The sequence below is a fragment of the Kineococcus gypseus genome, assembly GCF_050871305.1.
Classification (GTDB): Bacteria; Actinomycetota; Actinomycetes; order Actinomycetales; family Kineococcaceae; genus Kineococcus; species Kineococcus gypseus.
This window is the reverse complement of the sequence record NZ_JBJLRD010000013.1, coordinates 84,951-90,950: the sequence shown is the minus strand read 5'-3', so window position 1 is coordinate 90,950 and position 6,000 is coordinate 84,951. Positions and strand designations below refer to the sequence as shown.

Sequence of the window (6,000 nt, the reverse complement as noted above, 5' to 3'; positions counted from 1 at the left end):
CCGCTACGACCAAGACGCGCTCGATGCCATCGCCGAGCTCCTCAACGGCAGGCCTCGACAGACCCTGGGATGGAAGACACCCTCAGAAGCTCTGGACGAGGTGTTGCGTTGACCCCTTGAGACCGCCGTCAGTGGTGAGACGCCAAGCCGTCACCACACAACGTCACGACGGACTTGATGATCTTCCGCTCAGGCCGAGGTGCGGATGATCGGAGCGCGGGTCGGGTCAGCCTTGTCGTGTCGGTCGGATGGTGAGGTCACCGATCTCGACGTCCTCGGGCTGATCGATGGCGAAGGCGATCGCACGGGCCACCGCGGCGGGGTCGATGCCCAGGTCGGCCATGTTCTGCTCGGCCTGCGCGCGGAGCGCCGGATCCTCGACGGCGGTGTCGATGAACTCGGTGCGCACGTAACCCGGGGAGATGGACGTGGTGCGCAGGACCCCGTCGGTGCTCTCCTGCCGCAGAGCCTCCAGCAGCGTGCGCACCGCGTTCTTCGTCCCGGCGTACACGGCCTGGGTGGGGACGATCTTCAAGCCGGAGGTGGAGACCACCGTGATGAGGTGACCGCTGCCCTGGGCGCGGAACACCGGCAGCGCTGCGGTGATCCCGTGCAGGACACCCTTGACGTTCACGTCGATCATGGCCGACCAGCCGCTGAGGTCCAGGTCGGCGACGGGGCCGATCCTGCTGATCCCGGCGTTCCCCACCAGGACGTCGAGACGTCCGAAGCGCTCGAGCGCGAGGTCGACGAGGGAGCGCAGGTCGTTCGGCTCGGTGACGTCGACGCGGGTGGCGACCGCCCGGCCCCCGGCGGCGGTGATCTGCTCGACCACCCGCTCCAGCCGGTCGGTGCGGCGGGCGCCGAGGACGACGGCAGCCCCCCGGGCGGCGAGGTGGTGGGCGGTGGCCTCACCGATCCCGCTGCTGGCGCCGGTGATGGCGACGACCTTGTCCTGGATGGTCATGAACGCTCCTGGGGGACGGCCGCAGCGGTGCAGCGAGTGGTCCTCGTGCGACGCAGCAGTAAGGTGGACATATGTCCGGATATGTCGACGACCCTAGCGGACAACTGTCCGCTTCTGTCAAGGACGACGTCCCCGCCGGCAGCGCCCGCCGCGCAGACGCCCGCCGCAACCGCGAGCTGATCCTCGACGCCGCACGCGAGCAGGTGCGCCAGCCCGGGGAGCTGAAGCTGCACGCCGTGGCCAAGGCCTGCGGCATCGGGCAAGGAACCCTCTACCGGCACTTCCCCACCCGCGAGGACCTGTTGGCCGAGGTCTACCGCCACGACGTCGAAGAGCTCGTCGCCGCCGCCACGGAGCTGCTGTCCACCCGGGGGCCCGTCGAGGCTCTGGCGGCCTGGTTCGAACGGGTCGCGGCGTACGCCCGGGTGAAGAACCACGTCTTCGCCGCCGTGGAGGCGGCGACGTGGCGCGACCTCGCCGCCCACAGCCTGGGCCCCATCGGGCAGGCGGTGGAACTGCTGCTCGCCGCCGGCCGCACCGAGGGCAGCCTGCGCCCCGACGTGGAGGCCCGCGACGTCATCGTGCTGATCAGCTGGCTCTCCCGCCTGAACGACGCCGAGCTCGACGAACGCGGCCCACGACTGCTCTCGATCCTGCTCGACGGACTGCGTACGCACCCGAGCTAGCCGACCCGGCTGGACGCGCTCGTGCCGCGGTGCGGGACGCACGGTCGTGCCGCCGTCCGGGCGTGATCGCCGTCTCGGAGAAGGTCGGTCCTGAGGTGGCTCAGCCAGGCGCCGGCCGCACGCTCGTGTCGATGTCCGGGTGCGAGCCGAGCCGGTCAGGCGAGCAGCTGCTCGCTGACGTCCCACAGCCGTCGGGCGTCGTCGGGGTCGAGCATGGCCGAGTTGGCGTCGGACGGGATGTCGTCCGCGGTCAGGGGGCGCTCTTCGTCGTCGAGCACGGCGACGTCGCTGTCCTTCAGGTAGACCCCGCCGATGCCGTCCAGCCACGGGCTGGCCGCACCGAACACGAGCGTGGCGGCGCCCTGCTCGACGGTCTTCTTGCCCGCCCGCGGGTCGATGACCGTGGCGCCGTGCTCGTCGACGAGACCCTGCGCCCGGTAGGACTCCAGACGTCCTGGAGCGTGCGGGCCGGCTCCGATGACGACCCCGGGGTGGGCGGCGAAGGCCCGGACGCCGTCGGTGGCGTACCGGCGGTCGAGCTCGACGGTGAACAGCACGTTCGCCCGCTTGGACTGCGCGTAGGCGGCCACCGGGTCGTAGCCGGTGGCGAAGTCGAGGTCGTCCCAGCGGATCCCACCGAAGCGGGCCGCACCGGACGTCACCGTCACCACGCGCGCACCACCGGCAGCACGGAGGGCCGGCAGCAGCGCCCGGGTGAGCTGGAAGTGACCGAGGTGGGAGGTGGAGAACGCCAGCTCGTGACCACGCGCGTCCAGACGCAGCTGCGGACCGAACAGCACCGCGGCGTTGTTCACCAGGACGTGCACGGGACGACCGGACCCGGTCCAGCGCGCGGCGAAGGCGTCGACGGAAGCCGGGTCGGTGAGGTCGAGCTGCTCGACCCGGACGTCGTCCATCCCGTCGACGGCCTCGGCCGCTCGAGAGGTGTCGCGCGCCGCGACGGTCACGGACGCGCCGGCGCTGGTGAGGGCGCGGGTGACTTCACGGCCGAGCCGGCTGTGCCCACCGGTGACGACGGCGGCGCGCCCGCTGAGGTCGACGCCCGCCAGGACGTCGTGCGCGGTGGAGGCCGGGGTGAACGGGGTGTGCAGAGGAGCCTGGTGCGTCGTCATGCCTGCAGCATGAACCGGCGCCCACGGACGCGGAATGGTTGGCAGTCCGTCCTTCCTTCGTCAGAGTACGGAGGTGACCGGTGGAGCCGTGACCGATGCCCTCTCCGACGTCTTCGAGCAGATCGACGTCCGGGGCGTGGTGACCGGCGGCTTCGCAGTCCGGGGACCGTGGTCCTCCCGGGTCGCGGTGTCGCGGCCGCTGAAGCTCGTCGCGCTGGTCGCCGGGTCCGCGCACGTCAGCGTCGACGGCCCCGGTGGGCCGCAGGGCCCGATCGAGCTGGCTCCCGGCGACGTGGTGCTCCTGAACCACCGCACCCACCTGGAGGTCCGAGGCGGTGCCGACGGCGCGGCACCGGCGGACCTCGTGCCCGCGAGCGACTTCGACGCGATGGACCTGGCCGCGGCGGACCTCTCCAGCGACGACGTCCTCATCGGTGGGTGGATCCAGGTCGATCCGGCTGGGCTGGCTCTGCTCGGCTCCGCACTGCCCGGTCTCGTCCACGTCCGCGGCGGGACACCGGCGGCGTCCCGCCTGTCGGTCCTGGTCGCGCAGGTCTTCACCGAGGCCTCCAGCGCCCGGCTCGGCTCGGCCTTCGCCGTCCGGCAGAACGGCCAGCTCATCCTCCTGGAGGTGCTGCGGGCCTACCTGGAGCAGGACCGGCCACCCGTGGGGTGGCTGCGGTTGCTCGCCGACGAGCCGCTCGCACCGGCCCTGCAGCTCATGCACGCGGACCCCGCCACGGCGTGGGGCCTGATCGAGCTGGCCCGCGCCAGCGGCATGTCCCGCACCAGCTTCGCCGAGCGGTTCCGCACGATCGCGGGCACCACACCCGGGGCCTACCTCTCACGCTGGCGGATGGCCCTGGCCCAGCGGGCGTTGCGCGACCCCGACCTGCGCATCGGCGCGCTCGCCACCGAGCTCGGCTACGCCTCCGAGAGCGCCTTCAGCACCGCCTTCAAGCGCGAGGTGGGCGAAGCTCCGTCGCACTACCGCCGGCGGCTGCGCACCGCGGGGTGAACGACCACCGCGATCGACGTCGTCAAGTCGGCCTTGACGACCCCGGGACGTCAAGGCACCATTGACGAGTGACCACGCGCATCCCCGAACCGAAGCCCTGGCTGGTCCTCGCCCCCTGCCTGGCGTCCCTGGCCGTCCTCCTCCTCGTCACCAGCACCGATCCCGGACCCCTGCAGGCCGCTCTCGCACTGGTCGTCGCCGGCGCCGGTGGCTACCTCGGTGGACTCGCCATCAGGTCCCGGCGCCGACACACCCAGACCCTGCAACGCGACCAGGAGGTCCTCGACGGTCTCGAGCCCCTCGGCGGACCCGACCGGGGATCCTCCCGGTGAGCGTCACCGACGACCTCGACGAGGCCGTGACCGCGCGCCTGCACGAACGCATCGCCGCGGCCGTGCTGGAGGCCGCGGGGGCCAGCGGCGATCCGAGCCACGACCCCGCCACCACCCTGCAGCTCGTGGCAGCCAGCAGAGCGGCCGCCGAGGAGACGAGCCGGCTGCTGCGCGCCTCCATCGACGGCGCCCGGTCCGCCGGCCACCGCTGGGACACCATCGGCAGCCTGCTGGGCGTCAGCAAGCAGGCCGCCCAGCAGCGTTTCGGCACCCCGGCCGGCAAGACGGCCGCCGACGGCGGGGTCGGGGCGGACGGTCGCCCCCGGCGCGTCCTGACCCCGCTGACCGCCTTCGACGAGATGGCCGTGCTCGAACGCGAGGGTCGTCGCGGCTGGCACGTCGTCGACTACGGCACCCTCTACCACCTCGTCGAAGCTTCCGACCAGCAGTGGGAGCACCTCCGCCAACCCTGGAACCCGACCGCTCGCCGGCGGCTGGAGAAGGAGGGGTGGACGTTGATCAGGACCGCGACGTTCCCGTGGGGGTACTACAAGCGCCCCCTCGGCCTCCCGGCGGAACCCTGAGAACCCTCCCGGATCGTCGGCTGCGAACAGGTCCAGCGACGTCACCGCACCGACCCGCCGGACGCGGCCAGCGGCGGCGGTGGCGCGGTGGGTCAGGGGACGAGTCGCTGCGCGCGGTAGGCGTCGACGCGGCGCAGGAGGGCGCGCTCGGTGCTCACCCAGCCCGTGTAGCCCAGCAGGCGGCTGCGGGTCATGTCCGCGACGACCTCCATCGGGCGGCCGAGGTCGGCGTCGGTGTGCCACCAGGACGCGACCCGCGCCAGGTCGGGCTCGGTCAGGCCGTGCTCGGCGACGAGGTCGGCCCACACATCTTGGGCCCCGGCCATCTGAACCTCCAGCGGCTGCGGCTGCTCGCCCGGGCCCTGCGGCTCGAGACCCAGGTGCGCGGCCAGCGCCGGCCACAGGCGCCGCCAGCGGACGACGTCGCCGTCGACGACGTTGAAGGCGGTGTTCGCGGCCGCCGGGGTGGTCGCGGCCCACACCTGGTGGTCGGCCAGCAGGTCGGCGTCGGTGATGTCGACCACGCCGTCCCACTGCTCGCGCGAGCCGGGGAAGACGAACGGCCGACCGAGGTGGCGCTGCACCCCGGCGTAGGCGCCCAGGGTCGAGGCCATGTTCATCGCGTTGCCCACGGCGTGGCCGAGGACGGTGTGCGAGCGGTGCACGCTCCAGGAGAAGCCGTGGAGAGCGGCGGCGGCGAACAGCTCGTCCTCCTGCGCGTAGTAGAAGTTGTCCACGGGCAGGCGCGCGGAGTCCTCGAGGAAGGGCGTGTCGGGCATCTCACCGCGGCCGTAGGCCTCGAAGGGCCCGAGGTAGTGCTTGAGCCCGGTGACCAGCGCGGCGTGCCGCACCGAGCCCTGCGGCCCGAGGACGGCGAGCAGGTCGCGGACCATCCCGCCGTTGACGCGGATGTTCTCGGCCTCGGTGTCCTGCCGGGCCCACGCGCCGATGAACACGTGCGTCGGGCGCAGGCCGGCCAACGCCTGCTCCAGCGACGACCGCGAGGTCAGGTCGGCCGCTGCGTGCGCAGCGCGCTCGTCGGCGGGCGGGCGGCGCGAGAGGCCCGTCGTGCGCCACCCGGCGTCCACGAGCTGGCGCACCAGCGCCGAGCCGGTGATGCCCGTGGCGCCGACCACCAGGGCGTGCGCGCCCTCCGGCGGCGTGCGCACCGGCGTCGGGGCGCGGTCGCTCCCGGTGTCGCCCGGCCAGGAGGCGCCGAGGTCGACGGGCGCTGCGGGGGTGCCGGGCGAGGTGGTGCCGTCGTGGGTGCTCACACCCGA

The 6,000-nt window shown here is 73.0% G+C and carries 7 protein-coding genes and 1 pseudogene; 5 read left to right on the top strand and 3 right to left on the bottom strand.

The features are described 5' to 3' along the window. A pseudogene (locus tag ACRYMN_RS07225) lies at positions 1 to 112 on the top strand (IS30 family transposase); the annotation flags it as partial. Positions 113 to 226: 114 nt separating this feature from the next. On the opposite strand, the gene ACRYMN_RS07220 reads toward ACRYMN_RS07225, so the two are convergent. Beyond that, positions 227 to 967 carry an SDR family oxidoreductase gene (locus ACRYMN_RS07220; RefSeq protein WP_432493473.1) on the bottom strand — a complete coding sequence of 247 codons (741 nt, stop codon included), beginning with the start codon at positions 965 to 967 and terminating at the stop codon, positions 227 to 229. A gap of 71 nt (positions 968 to 1,038) precedes the next feature. Between ACRYMN_RS07220 and ACRYMN_RS07215 the strand changes: the two genes are divergently transcribed. Continuing rightward, complete coding sequence (locus tag ACRYMN_RS07215) at positions 1,039 to 1,653, top strand: TetR/AcrR family transcriptional regulator (protein ID WP_432493471.1); 615 nt, start codon at positions 1,039 to 1,041, stop codon at positions 1,651 to 1,653. A gap of 155 nt (positions 1,654 to 1,808) precedes the next feature. Here ACRYMN_RS07215 and ACRYMN_RS07210 read toward each other — a convergent pair whose 3' ends face one another. After that, positions 1,809 to 2,786 (bottom strand): SDR family NAD(P)-dependent oxidoreductase, encoded by a 978-nt coding sequence (locus ACRYMN_RS07210; RefSeq protein ID WP_432493469.1) that lies wholly within the window; start codon positions 2,784 to 2,786, stop codon positions 1,809 to 1,811. 34 nt (positions 2,787 to 2,820) lie between these two features. Here ACRYMN_RS07210 and ACRYMN_RS07205 point away from each other — a divergent pair, with 34 nt between their 5' ends. The 3 genes from ACRYMN_RS07205 to ACRYMN_RS07195 all read left to right on the top strand — a co-directional run bounded on the left by ACRYMN_RS07205 (position 2,821) and on the right by ACRYMN_RS07195 (position 4,720). Next, positions 2,821 to 3,804 carry a helix-turn-helix transcriptional regulator gene (locus ACRYMN_RS07205; protein ID WP_432493467.1) on the top strand — a complete coding sequence of 328 codons (984 nt, stop codon included), beginning with the start codon at positions 2,821 to 2,823 and terminating at the stop codon, positions 3,802 to 3,804. A gap of 68 nt (positions 3,805 to 3,872) precedes the next feature. Further along, a complete protein-coding gene (locus ACRYMN_RS07200; RefSeq protein ID WP_432493465.1) occupies positions 3,873 to 4,136 on the top strand; it encodes a hypothetical protein in 264 nt (87 codons plus the stop codon). Next, positions 4,133 to 4,720, top strand: a complete 588-nt coding sequence (locus ACRYMN_RS07195; RefSeq protein ID WP_432493463.1) for a hypothetical protein — start codon at positions 4,133 to 4,135, stop codon at positions 4,718 to 4,720. Before ACRYMN_RS07200 ends, ACRYMN_RS07195 begins: the two co-directional genes overlap by 4 nt. A 92-nt stretch (positions 4,721 to 4,812) precedes the next feature. Here ACRYMN_RS07195 and ACRYMN_RS07190 read toward each other — a convergent pair whose 3' ends face one another. Further along, positions 4,813 to 5,889 carry an SDR family oxidoreductase gene (locus tag ACRYMN_RS07190; RefSeq protein ID WP_432493479.1) on the bottom strand — a complete coding sequence of 359 codons (1,077 nt, stop codon included), beginning with the start codon at positions 5,887 to 5,889 and terminating at the stop codon, positions 4,813 to 4,815. Positions 5,890 to 6,000 lie beyond the last annotated feature (111 nt).

What these genes read in the sequence shown, in the direction of transcription:
- ACRYMN_RS07220 (WP_432493473.1), bottom strand. Translation starts at nt 967, where the DNA reads ATGACCATCCAGGACAAGGTCGTCGCCATCACCGGCGCCAGCAGCGGG.
- ACRYMN_RS07215 (WP_432493471.1), top strand. Translation starts at nt 1,039, where the DNA reads ATGTCCGGATATGTCGACGACCCTAGCGGACAACTGTCCGCTTCTGTC.
- ACRYMN_RS07210 (WP_432493469.1), bottom strand. Translation starts at nt 2,786, where the DNA reads ATGACGACGCACCAGGCTCCTCTGCACACCCCGTTCACCCCGGCCTCC.
- ACRYMN_RS07205 (WP_432493467.1), top strand. Translation starts at nt 2,821, where the DNA reads ATGGTTGGCAGTCCGTCCTTCCTTCGTCAGAGTACGGAGGTGACCGGT.